The organism is Escherichia sp. Lx600-2, assembly GCF_036662595.1.
Classification (GTDB): Bacteria; Pseudomonadota; Gammaproteobacteria; order Enterobacterales; family Enterobacteriaceae; genus Escherichia; species Escherichia coli.
This window is the reverse complement of record NZ_JAYQWM010000248.1, coordinates 1-763: the sequence shown is the minus strand read 5'-3', so window position 1 is coordinate 763 and position 763 is coordinate 1. Positions and strand designations below refer to the sequence as shown.

The following is a 763-nucleotide window of genomic DNA, read 5'->3' as shown; positions in this document are numbered from 1 at the left end:
CGTCACACCGTATACGTCCACTTTCGTGTTTGCACAGTGCTGTGTTTTTAATAAACAGTTGCAGCCAGCTGGTATCTGCGACTGGCTTCAGCTCCATGGGTAAACCACTTCACCTAGCGCCAGCGTGCCTTCTCCCGAAGTTACGGCACCATTTTGCCTAGTTCCTTCACCCGAGTTCTCTCAAGCGCCTGAGTATTCTCTACCTGACCACCTGTGTCGGTTTGGGGTACGATTAATGATAATCTAGAGCTTAGAGGCTTTTCCTGGAAGCGGGGCATGAGCTACTTCGCCACCGTAGTGACTCGTCATCAGACCTCAGCATATAGTGAACCGGATTTGCCTAATTCACCTGCCTACATCCTTAAACCGGGACAACCGTCGCCCGGCCAGCCTAGCCTTCTCCGTCCCCCCATCGCAATTATCACCAGTACGGGAATATTAACCCGTTTCCCATCGACTACGCATTTCTGCCTCGCCTTAGGGGTCGACTCACCCTGCCCCGATTAACGTTGGACAGGAACCCTTGGTCTTCCGGCGTGCGGGTTTTTCACCCGCATTATCGTTACTTATGTCAGCATTCGCACTTCTGATACCTCCAGCATACCTCACAGTACACCTTCACAGGCTTACAGAACGCTCCCCTACCCAACAATATTTACATATCGCTGCCGCAGCTTCGGTGCATAGTTTAGCCCCGTTACATCTTCCGCGCAGGCCGACTCGACCAGTGAGCTATTACGCTTTCTTTAAATGATGGCTGCTT

The 763-nt window shown here is 51.9% G+C and carries 1 rRNA gene; it reads right to left on the bottom strand.

The features are described from left to right. Positions 1-763: ribosomal RNA gene (locus tag OQV04_RS24815) — 23S ribosomal RNA — on the bottom strand; the annotation flags it as partial.